We start from the raw sequence: 15,655 nt of genomic DNA, 5'->3' as shown, positions 1-15,655 counted from the left end.
GCGAGTCGACGCGCTGAGCAGCCGGCTAGCGGCCGGCCTGCGCCATCATCAGGCGCTCGATGTGGTTGATCAGCAGTTCTTCCGGATACGGTTTGCCGAGGACGACATTGACCCCAACCGCGGCTGCCTGGCTGCGTAGCTCGTCGTTGTCGGAGGTCACCATGATGATCGGGACATGTGCGGTGCGCGGGTCGGCGCGAACCTGCCGACTGAGCTGGAAGCCGTCCAGTCCCGGCATGTCGACGTCGGTGACGAGAATGTCGGGTACGGTGCCTTCGATCTGGCGTGCTGCGTCCAGGCCATCCTCTGCCGTCAGCACCTGATAGGCGTGCGCTGAGAGCAACCTGCCGGTCTTCACCCGGACGACACGCGAATCGTCGGCGACCATCACGACGGTTTGCTGCGGCGACTTCACGGGAGCGTGGGTGAGCGGCGCGGGGGCTTGGCGTCGGGCGGCTTCCACCGCCTGGCGTTGGTTTTCCCGGTTGATCGCCTGCTCGATGATGCGCAGTTCCTGCTCTTCCTGGCGCAGCGCTTCCGCGACCGCACGCCGCTCGCGTTCGAGCTGCGCGGCGTCATCCGCCGCGCGCCTTGCGGCAGCCCGGCTCGCCGCTTCCTCAGCCGCCTGACGCTCGGCGGCCCGGCGGCGCGCCGCCTCGTCTTCCGCACGTCGAGCAGCGTCCCGGCGAGCAGCCTCTTCGGCCGCCAAGCGCCGGGCTTCGCGCTGCGCGGCTTCCTCAGCCGCGCGCGCTTCGGCTGCCTTCCGCTCGGCGGCCAGCCGCGCTGCCTCTTCGGCGGCACGTCGCTCGCTTGCGCGGCGGGCAGTTTCAGCGGCGGCCAGTCGCTGCGCTTCACGCTGCGCGGCTTCTTCCGCGGCACGCTTTTCGGCTGCCTGTCGTGCTGCCTCATCGGCCGCACGTCGCTCGCTTGCGCGGCGCGCGGCTTCCTCGGCTGCCAGCCGCTGCGCTTCACGCTGCGCGGCTTCCTCGGCGGCACGCTGTTCGGCCGCCTGCCGTTCGGCGGCGAGCCGTGCTGCCTGTTCCACGGCACGTCGCTCACTTTCGCGGCGAGCGGCTTCCTCGGTTGCCAAGCGCTGAGCTTCGCGCCGTGCGGCTTCCTCGGTTGCCAAGCGCTGAGCTTCGCGCCGTGCGGCTTCCTCAGCGGCGCGCGCTTCGCTTGCCTGTCGTTCAGCCGCTTGCCGCTCGCTTTCCCGGTGGGCAGCGTCTTCAGCCGCGCGCGTAGCAGCCGCTTCCTGCGCCGCAGGCTCCGGCCGGCTTTCTTCGGGAGCGACGCCTGGCGTCGGGCGGGCCTCGTCGGCTGGTGGCCGGGCTTCGCTCGGCTCGATGTGCCGCCAGTCGCTACGTTGATCCAGCCGTTTGCGCGCCGAGCGCCGGGCGATGAAGAAGCTTACGACCAGAAACACCGCAAACACGGCGGCGGCGACCAGCAGCATGTTTTCATTCATCGACATTGAACTGCTCCTTCACGGCGCGCGGGCGTTCCTGGAAAAAACCATCAGCACGCATGATAAAACGATTGATTGAACTCCTGCTAGGTCGGCGGCAGGAAAATCGCCGCTACGCAGCCGCTGCGTCGCCAGGGGCAAGATGCCAACGGTATTTCAACTGGAGCCTTCGCCGGAAGCGATTATTGCCAGGCGCTGGAGTGCGGTTTGCCGGGCAAAGAGCGTCAACAGGACATCGACCGACGGGGTTTGCTCCTGGCCGGTGAGGAGTACGCGCAAGGGCATCGCCAGTTGCGGCATTCGGATGCCGCTTCTGGCGACGCAGTCCTTAATCAGTGCACCAATTGCCGCAGCCTCCCAAGCGACGTCGGCGAGGCGGCGGGTGAACTCGCGCAGGGCTGGCCGCGCTGCCTCGGTCAGGTACTTGTTCACCAGGTCTGCTGGTGGTTGCAGGGCGCCGTGAAAAATGGCCACCGCGTCGGTCAGTTGATTGAGTGTGACCACACGCTCTTTGTAAACACCGACGATGGTCGTCAGCGGTGCGGCGTCACCCAGCGCGAGCGCGCGCGCTGCCAGTCGTTCGGCCACCTTCTCCGCCAGGTAGCCATTGTCAGCCTGTTTCAGATAGTGGGCATTCAGCCAGTCCAGTTTCTCGGGGTTGAATTGCGCCGCGGACGGTGTGATGTGATCGAGGTCGAACCACTGACAGAACTGCTGAGCCGAGAATATCTCGTCGTCGCCGTGCGACCAGCCGAGGCGGGCAAGGTAGTTCACGACGGCCTGCGGCAGGTAGCCGGCATGATCGTATTGCATGACGCTGACCGCGCCGTGACGCTTCGAGAGCTTCTGAGCGTCGCTGCCGAGAATCATCGAGAGATGCGCATAGCTCGGCACCTGTGCGCCAAGCGCCTGCAGGATGTTGATCTGGCGTGGCGTATTGTTCACATGATCGTCGCCACGAATGACGTGTGTGATCGCCATGTCCCAGTCATCGACGACGACACAGAAGTTGTAGGTCGGCGTTCCGTCGGCGCGTGCGATGACCAAGTCGTCGAGTTCGGAATTGGCAATTTCGATGCGACCCTTGACCAGGTCATCCCAGGCGACGACGCCGGTCGTCGGGTTGCGGAAACGAACGGCCGGCAGGACATCGGTGGGCGGTGTCGGCAAATCCTTCCCGGGGTCGGGCCGCCAGCGACCATCGTAGCGGGGCTTCAGGCCGTGCGCGCGCTGGGTATCGCGCAGCTCAGCGAGCTCTTCGGCCGAGGTGTAACACAGGTAGGCGGTACCCGCGGCAAGCATTTCCTGGATGACCTGGCGATAGCGATCCATGCGCTGGGTCTGGTAGAACGGACCCTCGTCGTAGCTCAGACCCAGCCAGTGCATGCCATCGAGGATCGCCTGTACCGCCTCAGGCGTCGAGCGGGCAAGATCGGTGTCTTCGATGCGGAGGATGAAACTGCCCCCATGCCGGCGGGCGAACGCCCACGAAAAAAGCGCCGTACGGGCTCCGCCGACATGCAGGAAGCCGGTCGGCGACGGGGCAAAACGGGTACGGATCATGGTAGCTCGCAGCAGAAAGAAAAGCGCCTATTCTAGTTGAAGCGAGTCGTCCAGGCCGCCAGACGAAGCGTTGCCGATGTGGCCGGTCGTCGTCGGGGGGCCGATCCCCGGGTGTGCCGCTGCCTGGCACAGGCGGCAGCGACTCGCTGCTTGCCGACTGGCTGCTCTTGCCACCTGCTCGGATGGCTCGCGCCACTTCTCCGCCAGGCGTGCGTCGCTGATTCGACATGCGTTTGCCCGGAGACGAACCGGCACTTGCGGTCGTCCTGGTTTACAATGATCCGTCTGTGGTCCGTCTGGCTCGCGCGATCTGTCAAGAGGCTGGCTGTCAATGATCCTAAGATTCTTTCCGCAACGTCCTGATCATCCGCTGGCCGATGCCAAGGAGCTGAAACAGACTCTCGCCGAGTTGCTGACGGCGAAGCCGGCGCAGGCGGTCGAGGAGATCGTGGACTGGTTCGATTCGCTGCGCAAGAGTTCCGGGTTCCGTCTCGACCAGTACTTCGATGTCCTTCGTCAGCTCGACGATGCGGCACAACCACATCTGCGCCGGCTGGCGCGTGACTATCTGATGAAGCAGCCGCTGTCCAAGCTGGAGGAGGAGCGCCTGTGGGTGATGAATTCCGGCTATTGGCAACTGATTGCCGGCTTGTACTTGGGGTGCGTCGAACAGAGCCGCATCGACGCCAAGAGCAAAGGCGCGGACGCGTTCAAGGCCTCCTTGCCGTTGGTCATGGCGCGCGCGCAAGCGGCTTACTACATGCGAATAAAGTGGCTGACCTACCGCTATGGCCCGGTGGACCAGGAGGTCTGGCGACGGCTTGGGCAGACGTACCTCGACGCCGAAGCGAGCGGTCACGCGCAAAAGCCGCTGCAGCTTTATCCTTCGCAACGCGGGCTGACCAGCACTGGCCAGATTTATCTGCACGCGATTGTTTTCTTTGCCTCGTCGATGGACAGTCTGGCACCGGCCCAGATCGAACTGGCCGATCGACTGATTACGCATTTCTTGCCGAACTTCGTTCTCTCGCCCGATTGCCGCAAGGACAGCGTGTATTGGCTTGACGCGGCGGCCGATTCGCTGCCAACCCGCCTGGCTCGCCACCCGGGGAATGCACGGCCCGGCTTGCGTTTCTTCGCGCCGGGGGCCGCCCTGAAGTCGCTCGATGAGCTGATGCACAAGGTCGAGCGCGGCGACCTGCCAACCGATCTGGATCTGGGCGGCGAATACCCGGCGCGCGCCGTTCTCGCCGTCCTGCGTCATCTGCACATCTACTGGGCCGCGCAGCCGCCACGGCGGCGACACAAGCGGCATGCGGTGAAGACGCGGATGTCGGTGTTTACCGGTTTTGACGACTGCTATGCGGTGGGTCTGGCGCCGGCCGCTGCGTTGACCGAGAAGTCGGCAACGGTCGAGAGCTGGGTGGTTGAGAACGTCAGTGTCGGTGGTTTTCAGGCTTGCTTTGCCGACCACCCCGGTGGCCCGGAAAGACTGGGCAGGTTGTTGGTCGGTCGCCCGGACGGCAGCAGCACTTGGTTGCTCGGCGTCGCCCGGCGCTTCAATCGACTGCCTGGAGCACGCGCCAGTCTGGGCGTCCAGTTACTCTCCAATCAGGCGCTGAGTATCCGGCTGCAACCGCGGCGCAGCGGCTTTTCGGCCGCTACCGCGATCCCCGGCATCTGGTTGCCGGCTCAGGGCGAGCCTGCGGTGCTCCGCATTGTCCTCCCCCTTGGCAGCTTCAACGTGCGCGAGAACCTGGAGTTTGCGCACGGCGGGCAGGTTCACCGGTTGCTTCCGGTTGAACTGGAGGAAAGCGGCGCGGACTACGAGCTTGCTCGCTTCAACGACGAGGCGAGTTAGCTCGCGATCGCCTGGCGTCAGGTCAACTCTTGCCGCGCGTGGCAGATTTTGGCCGGAATGCCTTGACGACCTGCTCCAGGGTTTCGACGAAGGGGCCGCCGATCAGATCGAGACAGTAGGGCACCGCAGCAAAGATCCCATCCACGATGATGCGTCCATCGTTCGCTCGCACACCTTCGAGCGTTTCCCGGATTGCCTTGGGTTGCCCCGGCAGGTTGATGATCAGGGTCTGACCGCGAACCACTGCGACTTGCCGCGAGAGGATCGCGGTGGGCACGAAGTGACGGCTGATCCGCCGCATTTCCTCGCCGAAACCCGGCAAGACCTTGTCGGCAATGGCCAGGGTCGCCTCCGGTGTGACGTCACGCCTGGTCGGTCCGGTGCCGCCGGTGGTCAGAACGAGGTGGCAGCCTAGGTGATCGACCAGTTCGACCAAGACTCGTTCGATCGACGGGCGGTCGTCTGCGATCAGGCGTTGCTCGCTGCGCCACGGGCTGGCGAGCGCGCTGCTCAACCACGCTTCGAGGGCGGGAATCCCTTCGTCCGCATATACCCCCTGTGATGCGCGGTCGCTGATCGATACCAGCCCGATCAGCAACTCAGCGGTGCTCGTCGTTTTCGTCATTGACCGTCTCCAGATCAGCGGGCGCCAGTTCCCGCAACTCACGATAAAGGGCTCGGAAGCTGCGCGGCGGCTTGTCCTGTGCCTGTTCGAGCAGGGCTGAGCGGCGCAGCGAACGCAAACGCTGGATGTCGAGTGCCGGGAACTCGTTGGCCAGGCGTTGCAGCGTCCGCTCGTCGGCCAGAATATCGGCCCGCAGTTGCTCGATCCGGTGCTGACGCGCCACTTCGCAAGCCGCATCGCCGCGCACAACGGCCAGCGCCTGCCGCAGCGGTTCGGCATCGACCTGCCGCATCAGGCGACCAATGAACTGCATTTGTCTTCGCCGGGCGTCATTGTGCCGCAGCATGCCGCGTGCCGCGTCGACGGCAATGCGCAAGTCTTCCGGCAGTTGCATTCGCTGCAGGCGCTCAGCCGACAACTCGACGAGTTGTTCGCCAAGCGCCTGCAGATCCTCCATCATCCGCTTGCGGCGTGTCTTGGACAGCGGGACTGATTCTTGTTCGGGTAAATTCATCGGCGTCTTTTCCGGCTGGCCGGAGGAGAGCCTGGCGGCTGCGTGCGAGGCGGTTGCGCTCCGGGGGGAACTGCTATGATAGCGGCTTTCTCCGCTGGCCACCGATCTCATGTCCGATGCCACTCCGGCCGCTGGCCGCCAGTCTCGTTTCAGCTACCCTTTCGCCACGCTGCAGGAACTTGCCCGCGAGGTTCTCGCCTACGCCGAGCGGCAGGGGGCGAGCGCCTGCGAGGTGGATGTTTCGGATGGTTTCGGACAGTCGGTCACCGTCCGCTGCGGGGCGGTCGAAACCATCGAGTTCAATCGCGACAAAGCGATTTCGCTCACCGTCTATCTCGGGCAGCGCAAGGGTCAGGCAAGCACCTCGGTGTTTTCCACGACGGCGCTGCGCGAGACGGTAGACGCGGCGCTCAACATTGCCCGCTTCACCGCATCCGACGCTTGCGCCGGTCTGCCCGAACCGGAACTGCTGGCCATCGACTGCTCCCGCCTGCCGTCGCTCGACCTCTATCATCCCTGGTCGCTTTCGGTCGAAGGGGCGGTTGAGCTGGCGCAGCGCTGCGAGCAGGCGGCTTTCGCATTCAGCCCGCAGATCAGCAATTCGGAAGGGGCAACCGTATCGATCCAGGAAGGCCAGTTCGTTTCGGCCAACAGTCTCGGCTTCATCGGTGGCTTTCCGACATCGCGCCATTATCTGGCGTGTTCGGTCATTGCCGGCAAGAGCGAGCAGATGCAGCGGGACGAGTGGTTTGCCATTGCGCGCGACGCGCAGACCATCGGATCGCCCGAGGCGATCGGCGAACAAGCTGCGCGACGCGCGGTGGCCCGCCTCGGCGCACGCAAGATCAAGACCTGTCGGGTGCCGGTGCTCTTCGAGGCGCCGCTGGCCTCGTCCTTGATCGGCCACTTCGTACATGCGGCCAGCGGCGGCAGCCTGTATCGCAAGACATCGTTCCTCGTCGACCGGCTGGGCAAACGCGTCTTTTCGCGCAAGGTACAGATCAGCGAGCGGCCCCATCTGGCGAAAGCGCTGGCCAGCACCTATTTCGATAGTGATGGCGTGGCAACGCGCGCGCGCGAGGTGGTCGAGGGCGGGCGCTTGCAAGGGTACTTTCTGAGCGCTTATACCGGGCGCAAGCTGGGTCTGCCGACGACCGGCAACGCCGGCGGTTGCCATAACCTCGTCGTACGACCCGGTAAGCGCGATTTCAATGGCTTGCTCAAGAAGATGAACCGTGGCCTGCTGGTCACCGATCTGCTCGGCCATGGGGTCAATTATGTCACCGGCGACTATTCGCGCGGAGCCGCCGGTTACTGGGTCGAGAACGGTGAGATCGCTTACCCGGTCGAAGAAATCACCATTGCCGGGAACCTGATCGAGATGTTCCGGAACGTCGCGGCCGTCGGCAACGATGTGCTGATCAGAGGCTCGAAACAGGTCGGCTCGCTCCTCATCGAACAGATGAAGGTTGCCGGCAAGTAGCTCGATACTGGCCCGATCGGTCGGCCTTGCCGATAGTTTCCCGTTGGTTCTGCGCGATCCGCCCAGCAGCGGGCGAGCAAACGCCCCGCTTGATGCGTGGCGAGGCTTGCTCGCACCCCCGACCAGGGCAAGACCATTATCCATACACGACTGATTTCGCTATAATCTGCGCGCAACTCGTCTACAACAACCTTATAGGAGACAAATCGTGGAAAGACGTTCGTTCCTGAAAAATGCCGGCGTCGGTCTGGCGGCTGGAAGCTTGGCCATGCCGGCGATTGCCCAGAATGCGCCAACGATCAAGTGGCGCCTGGCTTCGAGCTTTCCGAAGAGCCTCGACACGATCTACGGCGGCGCTGAACACATGGCGCGGCGGGTCGCCGAGGCGACCGGCGGGAAATTCCAGATCCAGGTCTTCGCGGGCGGCGAGATTGTTCCCGGCCCGGCGGTCTTCGACGCGGTCAAGGACGGTACGGTCGAGATGGGTCATACGGTGTCCTACTACTTCTTTGGCAAGGATCCGACTTATGCGCTGGAGACGGCCGTCCCCTTCGGGATGACCAACCGCCAGATGGATGCGTGGATTCGGCACGGCAACGGCGCCAAGCTGCTCGGCGAGTTCTTTGCCAAGTCGAACATTCTGACCATTCCGTGTGGCAACACCGGAACCCAGATGGGCGGCTGGTACCGCAAGGAAATCAAGACGGTGGCCGACCTGAAGGGGTTGAAGATCAGGATCGGTGGCTTTGCCGGCGCTGTCCTCAGCAAGCTGGGTGCTGTCCCGCAACAGATTCCGGGTGGCGACATCTATCCGGCACTCGAAAAGGGAACCATCGATGCCGCCGAATGGATCGGCCCCTACGACGATCAGAAGCTGGGCTTCAACAAGGTTGCCAAGTTCTACTACTATCCCGGGTGGTGGGAGGGCGGGCCACAAGTGTCGGCCTACGTCAACACCAAGAAGTGGGCTGAACTGCCGAAGGAGTATCAGTCGATCATACAGATCGCCTGCGCCGACGCGCACGTCGACATGATGTCGAAGTATGACGCGAAGAATCCGACGGCGCTCAAGCAACTCGTTGGCTCGGGAACGCAGTTGAAACAGTTTCCGCGCGAAGTGATGGAGGCGTGCCACAAGGCAGCGATGGAGCTTTATGCCGAGACCTCGGCGAAGAACGCCGAGTTCAAGAAAGTCTATGACGACTACAAGAAGTTCATGGACGATCAGAACCTGTGGTTCCGCATTGCCGAAGGCGCGTACGCCAACTTCATGCATACGCGCAAGTAGCCCGCACAGCGTTCCGGGCGGGCGCAGCCCCCGGCTGCACCCGTCGAAGCCTAAGCCCGCAACGACGAAAAAACGGAGGCCTCAGCCTCCGTTTTTTCGTGCCCTCGTCCCCTCCCTGCCTGAGTCACAGCGGGAGGAGACAGTCCGGGGCAAACTCGCTGGTCACGCGGCTCGCCTGTGCGACTTCAAGCCGCACCTGTCGCGCGCCGCGTGGTGCCCGCCTATTTTCCGGAATCCCTCTTCAACGCCTCGAGCACCGCCTTGCCAGCGTCATCCGTTCCCTCCGGGCTGCCCGTCGGTTTGTCCTGCAGGTCGGCGGACGATGGGGCTGTCGGGGTGCCGTAGTCGGAGGTCGGCATTTCGATCTTGACCGCGTCGAGATCGACCTTCTCTTCCTTGTCGAGGCCCAAGGTGACCAACTGCGGGAAGAAGATGAGAATGCCGACCATGATGATCTGGATGCAGACGAACGGAATCGCACCCCAGTAGATGTCGGTCGACTTCACCGACGCCGGGGCAACCGAGCGTAGGTAGAAGAGGGCAAAACCAAAGGGCGGGTGCATGAATGATGTCTGCATGTTGACCGCCAAGAGGACGCCGAACCAGATGAGATCGATGCCGAGCGCTTGTGCTACCGGTCCGAGCAAGGGCACGACGATGAATGAAAGTTCGAAGAAATCGAGGAAGAAGGCGAGCAGGAAGACCAGTACGTTGACTACGATCAGGAAACCGATTTCGCCTCCCGGCAAGCCGGTGAGCAGATGTTCGACCCATTTGTGGCCGTCTACGCCGTAGAAGGTCAGAGAAAAAACGCGCGCGCCAACCAGGATGAAGACGACGAAGGTGGTCAGTTTCGCCGTTGTCTCCATTGCCTGCTTGAGCAGGCCCCAGCTCAGCCGCCGACGCACGAGGGCCATGATCAAAGCGCCGGTCGCGCCCATCGCGCCGCCCTCGGTCGGCGTCGCAATACCCAGGAAAATCGTTCCGAGGACGAGAAAGATCAGCATCAGCGGCGGAACGAGCGTCGTCAGCACGCGCAGCAGGAGCTTGGCGCCACGCAGCGTACGCGCTTCGCTGGGCAGGGCGGGAACCCAGCGCGGCCGGAAGATGGCGACCAGCACGACGTACCCGACATAGAACAAGGTCAGCGTGAGGCCGGGGACGAACGCACCGGCATACATGTCGCCGACCGACTTGCCCAACTGGTCGGCCATGATGATCAGCACCAGCGACGGCGGAATGATCTGCGCCAGCGTCCCGGAAGCGGCAATGACACCGCTGGCCAGCTTCTTGTCATAGCCGTAGCGGAGCATGATCGGCAGCGAAATGAGGCCCATCGAAATCACCGATGCGGCGACGACGCCGGTCGTTGCCGCCAGCAATGCGCCGACCAGGATCACGGCAAAAGCGAGTCCGCCGCGCAAGGGGCCGAACAACTGGCCGATCGTGTCGAGCAGATCCTCGGCCATTCCCGAGCGTTCAAGGATGAGGCCCATGAACGTGAAGAAGGGAATGGCGAGCAGCGTATCGTTGCTCATGATCCCGAAGATGCGATCAGGTAAGGCCTGAAACAGTTGTGGCCCGAGCAGGCCGAGTTCGATGCCGATCAGGCCGAAAAAGATGCCATTGGCGGCCAACGCAAAGGACACCGGGAAGCCGACGAGGAGAAAGACGACCATCGAAGCGAAGATGATCGGCGCCATGTTGGCGATCAGGAATTCGCTCATCACAGTTCTCCCTTCTGGGCCTTGATGGCCAGCGCAAGTTCCTCTTCAGGCGTCGGTTTGCGCGGTTTCTCGGTCGGATCCGGGCAACGGCCGAGCAAGAACCCGATGCGCTTGATCAGCTCTGAAATGCCCTGCAGGACGAGCAGGAAAAATCCGATCGGAACGAGCAGGCGAACCGGCCAGACGACAAGGCCGCCAGCATTGCTCGACTGTTCGTTGTTTTGCAGCGCGAGGAGAAAAATCGGCCAGGACATGACCATTACCGCGATCGCCATCGGCATCAGGAAGACGATGATTCCGAAGATGTCGATCCAGGTCTGCGCCCTTTTCGACAGGCGCCCGGCAATCAGGTCGATACGCACATGCTCATTGCGCATCAGCGTGTAGCCGGCGCCGAAGAGAAAGATTGCCGAGAACATGTACCACTGGATTTCAAGAAAGGCGTTCGAACTGTAGTTGAACGTGTAGCGCATGACGGCGTTGCCGGCGCCAATCAGGGTGACGATGAGTACGAGCCAGATGATGCTCTTGCCGATGCGCTCGGTGAGCCAATCGATCAGCTTGGAAAGCTTCAACAAACCATTCACGGGGCATTCCTCCTCAGGCAGCCGGACATTCACTCCTCCAGAGCCCTGGAATCGCCATGCCGCCTCTTGTCCGGGCGGTCGTTGGGGCGCTGCTCAAACCTGACAGCGTGATGGTGCGATCCGATAGGGCCGCCGGATTATGGCACATTTGCTTGTCAAACGTGCCCTTTCGCAGCGCCGCGACCTACCACTGGATTGGTTTGCCGTCGCGAAAGAAACCGCCATTCGGCCCGTCGTCGGGCAGCAGCGCGGCCCAGACGATTCCGGCTGCGCCCTCTTCTGCGCTGCGCGTGGCATTTGGACCGCCCATGTCGGTTCGGCACCAGCCCGGGCAAACCGAGTTGATCTTGATTGGGCTGCCCTCGATCTCCCTGGCGGTGAGTCGCGTCAATGCATTCAGGGCGGCCTTCGACATCCGGTAGCCCGGCCAGAAGCCTTCCATCTCGGCGAGTTGCCCCATGCCGGAAGAAACATTGACGATGCGGCCCCAGCCGCCTTCGCGCATGATCGGGACGATCGCCTGGATCAGGCGCAGCGGAGCCAGCGCGTTGCAGGCGAGCGTCGCCTGCACGATCTCCGGGTCGACGGCGAAGACGCTCGCCGCTTGCGGCAGGGCAAAGTCCTTGGTTTCCAGGAAGACGCCGGCGTTGTTGACCAGGATGTCGGCTCGCCCAAACTCGCGCCGCACGCGCGCGGCGAGGGCCGCTACGGCGCTCGGTTCGGTGATGTCGGCGACGTGCGGTACGACATCGGAACCGCTCTCGCGGAGCTGCCGAGCAGCCTCGTCGATCGTCTCGGGGACACGCCCGATCATCAGCACGCGGCACCCGGCGGCCGCCAGATCACGCGCGACCGCCAGACCAATCCCGCGCGAGGCGCCCGTCACGATGGCAAGTTTTTGCGCCAGCATCATTTTTACTCCCGTTGGTTGTGGTTGCCCAAGCCGCATGATGCAACGCTCCGCGTCGGACGGCAAGCAGCCTTAGTTGGCGCGGCCTTCTTCGCCGTTGCGTGCAGCCAGGAAGGCTTGCGCTTCCTCGCGCCGCTCGAAGACGTGCGGTGCGATGCTGCGCGCAGCGAAAGCCTCACCCAGTTTCGCGCGCAGAAAGGCGCTCGTCGCGTAGCGCGTGATCTGGCTGAAGTAGTTGGCCAGGAAGTGGCGATCCATTTCGGCGTAGGCGTCGTACATGTCCTGGTTGATCCGGAAGCGGTCGTAGTTGATGATCACGCCGACACGTTTGCCGGCTGCGCGACAGCGCTGCTCGCAGATGTCCCAGATTGCCTTGACGTCTTCCAGCACGCGCACGTGCATCCCTTCGAAGTTGAGGAAGAGGATGTTGCGCTCCGGATCGTAGATTACCCTTTCCGGCAGCGATAGATTGAGCAGTTCAGCTTCCAGACCCATCGGATTGGGATTGAAGATGCGTGCATCCATCTCGCCGTACTCGCCGATGACCGGTGCGAAGTCCATATGCTGCAGGATGTCGCGCTCGACATCGATGCCGGGCGCCACCTCGATCAGCGCCAAGCCTCGGCGAACGCGGCGAAACACGCAGCGTTCGGTGATGTAATACACTGGCTTGCCGCGATCGTAGGCGTATTGGCCGTTGAAAGTGATCTGTTCGACCTGGCGGAGAAACTTGCGCTGGCTGCCTTCCTGCACTATTCGCAACTTGCCGTCATCGACCGCGATTTGCAGGCCCTTGCCGGTAAAGGTGCCGACGAAAACGACGCGCCGAGCGTTCTGGCTGATGTTGATGAAGCCGCCGGCGCCGGTGAGTCGCCCGCCGTAACGGCTGACATCGACGTTGCCGGCAGCATCGCATTGGGCCATGCCGAGGCACGCCATGTCGAGACCTCCTCCGTCGTAGAAGTCGAACTGCTGATTTTCGTCGATCACCGCATCCATGTTGACCCCGGTGCCGAAGTTGCCGCCGCTAGCCGGGATTCCGCCGATCAGACCGGATTCGACGGTCAGCGTCAGCAGGTGCGAAATACGCTCCTCGTTGGCCACCGCCGAGACGCCCTCAGGCATCCCGACGCCGAGATTGATGATGCCATTCGGCGGCAGTTCAAAGGCTGCACGGCGGGCGATGATCTTGCGCTCGGTCAGTGGCGTGGACACCAGACTCGCTGCGGGCACGCGAAACTCTCCGGCGTAGGCGGCGCTGTACGGCGTGGCCAGGGTTTGCATGTGCTGCGCTGCTTCGGCGACGACTACGCAGTCGACGAGGATTCCCGGGATCTTGACCTGGCGCGGCGCCAGTCCGTTGCGTTCGGCAATTCGCTCGACCTGCGCCATGACGATGCCGTTGCTATTCTTGGCTGCCATGGCCATCGCGAGATTGTTCAGCGTCAGCGCTTCACGTTCCATCGTGATGTTGCCGAAGGTGTCCGCCGTGGTTCCGCGGACAAAAGCGACGTTTACCCGGCCAACCTTGTAGAAGAGCCATTCCTCGCCATCGACCTCGACGAGTTTGACGATGTCTCGGGTCGTCGCGGCATTGATTCGCCCGCCGCCGTAGCGCGGATCGACGAAGGTGTGCAGTCCGACCTTGGAGAATGAACCGGGCTTGCCGCCAGCCAGATCGCGGAACAATTGGCAGATGATCCCCTGCGGCAGGTTATACGCCTGGATTCGGTTGGCCAGGGCGAGTTCGGCCACCTTCGGCATGCGGCCCCAGTGGCCGGCGACCACACGGCGCAGCAGCCCTTCGTGCCCCAGGTGATTGAGCCCCAGCGTATTGCCGTCGCCCTGGCCGGCCGCCGCGAACAAGGTCAGGTTCCTTGGGCTGCCGGTGGCGAGAAAGCGACGTTCGAGTGCCGACAGCAGGGCTTCGGCAAAGCCGGTCTGGACGAAGCCCGTGCTCGCCAGCGTATCGCCGTCTCGAATCAGGGCAATCGCTTCATCGGCAGTAACAATCTTGCTGCGCATCGGTGTTTCCTACGAGCCCTTCGTCTCACTCTGCGTGCTCGCCGACTGCTCGCCGCGTGCCGGTGAGCAGTCGGCGTCGGGCCTTTAGTGTAGTGAAGCTTGGATCGACTGGAACTGACGTACCCACGGCTGGTTGGCACGTAGGTCGGGGGGCAGAGCGGCAATCGCAGCGCGTGCCTGGCCTACCGTATCGAAGGCGCCGAGGAATAGACTGTAGTGCTCACGTTGCTGGTACTCGGTGGCCGCGAAAGCGAGTGAACTGCGCGCCAGATGCCTGATGTTGCGGTCGACAAAACGCGCCATGTCGGCCTGACTGGGCGAGAGCACCAACTGTACGGTGTAGGCTTTCGGCGATTGCTGGAGCAGCCATTGGCGATCGTGCAGCACGCGCGGCCCGTTGCCCAGGGCAGGTGCGTTGGCCAGTGCAGCACGCAGCTCGCCAAGGCTCTTCTCGAGGTCGGCAACCTTGTCGGCCACCAACGCGATCCGCGCCTGTTGCTCGGTCTCGTTTTGTCGCCGGGTTTCCTCGCCAGCCGCCAGTGCCGCGAGATGAGTTCCGACTTCAGCCATCCGGGCCTCGCTCTTCGCTACGAGCGCTTCTGTGCTTGCCGGGGCGAAAGCAGGCGCCCACTTGACCAGCGCGAAACCCGCCAGGGTCAACAGCAGCAGGCCGGCGATCGCCAGATGCGTCTTCCTGAAACCGTCGCGCGTCTCCCCGGCGTGGCTAGCGAGTGCGGTCGCTACCTCGCCGATGGCCGAATCCAGGCGTTGCGTTTCCGCGCGTAGGACGCCGACCAGGCCCTGTAGCGACTGGAATTCGGTGTAGTGCTCACGCTGCAGTGCGCCGAGGCCATCGATCCGTGCTTCGACGATCGTGTGCTGCTTCTCCGCCTGCTCGCGCACCGCCTCAATGCGGCTCTTGTTGCCGCGCGTTGCGGTATCGAGGAGTTCGCACGTGACGTCGAACTGGTCGAGGCGCCGACGCTGCTCGGCGATGATCTGCTCTTGTGCTTTGAACAGTCCGGCGAGCGCGGCGATGTCGCTATCGAGGCGCTCGACCTCGTGGCTGACGCGCGCATTGCTGCTGGTGAAGCGAGCTTCCCAGCCGTGCGCGGTGTCAGCCAGCCAGTTCTGCGTTTCGCCGCGCAAGGTGGCGATCTGCCGTTCGCTGGCCGTGGCATGCGAACTGAGCGAGAGGCTTTGCTGTTGCAGGTCGGCCGCTAGTCGGTGCACCTGGCTCGACACCTCGCCGCCCGCCTGGCGGAGTTCGCTCAGCGCAGCGTCGATACGGCGATTATTGTCCGCGTACAGGGCCGTCAGTTCATCGTAGTCGCGCAGCACCCGATCAAGCTGTGCGTTGATCTCCTTTGGCGTCAAGCTGCCGTCGGTGGACCGGGTCAGTTCCAGCAGCTCGGCCATTCTGGGCTGAATGGCGGGAATCTCACCCACCGCTGAGTCGGATGGTTCGGGCGCCGCGAGAACGGCGGCATGCTCTGGCTGGACATCCTGCGCAACAGTCAGTTGAGCGGTATTGGTCATGGTTCGTCTCCTCTACTGTTATGGTTGTACAAGACCGCCAGCGGATTGTAGCAGGGCATTTGGGCCGC

12 protein-coding genes are annotated in these 15,655 nt (G+C 63.3%); 3 read left to right on the top strand and 9 right to left on the bottom strand.

Features of this window, described 5'->3' with window-relative positions:
- Nucleotides 1–25: 25 nt before the first annotated feature.
- Together Q1L59_RS03210 and gltX are read right to left on the bottom strand one after the other, a co-directional pair.
- Complete coding sequence (locus tag Q1L59_RS03210; RefSeq protein ID WP_300327933.1) at nt 26–1,471, bottom strand: response regulator; 1,446 nt, start codon at nt 1,469–1,471, stop codon at nt 26–28.
- Between the two features lie 150 nt (nt 1,472–1,621).
- Nucleotides 1,622–3,028: a glutamate--tRNA ligase gene (gene gltX, locus Q1L59_RS03205; protein WP_300327931.1), complete on the bottom strand. Its 1,407-nt coding sequence runs from the start codon at nt 3,026–3,028 to the stop codon at nt 1,622–1,624.
- A gap of 331 nt (nt 3,029–3,359) precedes the next feature.
- On the opposite strand from gltX, the gene Q1L59_RS03200 reads away from it, so the two are divergent.
- Nucleotides 3,360–4,889 (top strand): hypothetical protein, encoded by a 1,530-nt coding sequence (locus Q1L59_RS03200; protein ID WP_300327929.1) that lies wholly within the window; start codon nt 3,360–3,362, stop codon nt 4,887–4,889.
- Nucleotides 4,890–4,911: 22 nt separating this feature from the next.
- Here the strand turns inward: Q1L59_RS03200 and mog are convergent, their stop codons facing one another.
- Both mog and yjgA read right to left on the bottom strand, forming a co-directional pair.
- Nucleotides 4,912–5,514 (bottom strand): molybdopterin adenylyltransferase, encoded by a 603-nt coding sequence (gene mog / locus Q1L59_RS03195; RefSeq protein WP_300327927.1) that lies wholly within the window; start codon nt 5,512–5,514, stop codon nt 4,912–4,914.
- Nucleotides 5,489–6,028: a ribosome biogenesis factor YjgA gene (gene yjgA / locus Q1L59_RS03190; protein WP_300327925.1), complete on the bottom strand. Its 540-nt coding sequence runs from the start codon at nt 6,026–6,028 to the stop codon at nt 5,489–5,491. The genes mog and yjgA overlap by 26 nt, the downstream gene beginning before the upstream one ends.
- A gap of 109 nt (nt 6,029–6,137) precedes the next feature.
- Here yjgA and pmbA point away from each other — a divergent pair, with 109 nt between their 5' ends.
- Together pmbA and Q1L59_RS03180 are read left to right on the top strand one after the other, a co-directional pair.
- Complete coding sequence (gene pmbA, locus Q1L59_RS03185; RefSeq protein WP_300327923.1) at nt 6,138–7,511, top strand: metalloprotease PmbA; 1,374 nt, start codon at nt 6,138–6,140, stop codon at nt 7,509–7,511.
- Between the two features lie 208 nt (nt 7,512–7,719).
- Nucleotides 7,720–8,799 (top strand): TRAP transporter substrate-binding protein, encoded by a 1,080-nt coding sequence (locus Q1L59_RS03180; RefSeq protein ID WP_300327921.1) that lies wholly within the window; start codon nt 7,720–7,722, stop codon nt 8,797–8,799.
- Nucleotides 8,800–9,020: 221 nt separating this feature from the next.
- Here Q1L59_RS03180 and Q1L59_RS03175 read toward each other — a convergent pair whose 3' ends face one another.
- From Q1L59_RS03175 to Q1L59_RS03155, 5 genes are all read right to left on the bottom strand, one after another.
- The gene (locus Q1L59_RS03175; RefSeq protein WP_300327919.1) at nt 9,021–10,526 is read right to left on the bottom strand and encodes a TRAP transporter large permease subunit; all 1,506 of its coding nucleotides are present in this window, start codon (nt 10,524–10,526) and stop codon (nt 9,021–9,023) included.
- Nucleotides 10,526–11,113 (bottom strand): TRAP transporter small permease subunit, encoded by a 588-nt coding sequence (locus Q1L59_RS03170; protein ID WP_300327917.1) that lies wholly within the window; start codon nt 11,111–11,113, stop codon nt 10,526–10,528. Before Q1L59_RS03170 ends, Q1L59_RS03175 begins: the two co-directional genes overlap by 1 nt.
- Nucleotides 11,114–11,297: 184 nt before the next feature.
- Nucleotides 11,298–12,026 (bottom strand): SDR family NAD(P)-dependent oxidoreductase, encoded by a 729-nt coding sequence (locus Q1L59_RS03165; RefSeq protein ID WP_366145619.1) that lies wholly within the window; start codon nt 12,024–12,026, stop codon nt 11,298–11,300.
- Nucleotides 12,027–12,095: 69 nt separating this feature from the next.
- Complete coding sequence (locus Q1L59_RS03160) at nt 12,096–14,048, bottom strand: malonate decarboxylase subunit alpha (protein WP_300327915.1); 1,953 nt, start codon at nt 14,046–14,048, stop codon at nt 12,096–12,098.
- Between the two features lie 84 nt (nt 14,049–14,132).
- Nucleotides 14,133–15,587, bottom strand: a complete 1,455-nt coding sequence (locus tag Q1L59_RS03155; protein WP_300327913.1) for an SPOR domain-containing protein — start codon at nt 15,585–15,587, stop codon at nt 14,133–14,135.
- Nucleotides 15,588–15,655 lie beyond the last annotated feature (68 nt).

The organism is Accumulibacter sp. (genome assembly GCF_029255125.1).
In the GTDB taxonomy this organism is placed as follows: Bacteria; Pseudomonadota; Gammaproteobacteria; order Burkholderiales; family Rhodocyclaceae; genus Accumulibacter.
This window is presented reverse-complemented; position numbering and strand designations above follow the sequence as displayed.